Source organism: Streptomyces hesseae (genome assembly GCF_031845785.1).
In the GTDB taxonomy this organism is placed as follows: Bacteria; Actinomycetota; Actinomycetes; order Streptomycetales; family Streptomycetaceae; genus Streptomyces; species Streptomyces hesseae.
In genome coordinates this window covers 1-452 of the sequence record NZ_JAVRFI010000073.1, presented here as the reverse complement: position 1 = coordinate 452, position 452 = coordinate 1, and the positions used below count along the sequence as shown (strand labels likewise).

The following is a 452-nucleotide window of genomic DNA, read 5'->3' as shown; positions in this document are numbered from 1 at the left end:
ACCGGGGGGTGCTCACCACGCCGACGGTTCCGATGTCGGTTCCGGTGATGTTCGCCGAACAGGTGGTGTGTACGCCCGATGCGGTAGCGCTGGTTTGCGGTGGGCGGTCGTGGACGTATCGGGAGTTGGATGAGGCGTCGAATCGGTTGGCGCACTATCTGACTGGTTTGGGTGCGGGTCCGGGTGCGTGTGTGGCGTTGCTGTTTCCCCGGTGCGCTGAGGCGATTGTGTCGATTGTGGCGGTGCTCAAAGCGGGTGCGGCCTATGTTCCGATCGATCCGATGCATCCTGATGCGCGGATCCAGTTCATGTTCGAGGACGCCCAACCGGTGGCGGTGGTGACCACCCCGAGTTTGGTCGGGCGAGTGGATGGTTATGGCGTCACCGTCGTTGACGTCGATGATCCGCGCATCGCAGCTCAATCGAACTGTGCGCTGCCTGCGGCCTCGGCT

1 protein-coding gene is annotated in these 452 nt (G+C 63.3%); it reads left to right on the top strand.

The genetic code is table 11. The features are described from left to right. Positions 1-452, top strand: a 452-nt coding sequence (locus RM609_RS34250; protein WP_311616591.1) for an AMP-binding protein, incomplete at both ends; no start/stop codon positions are given.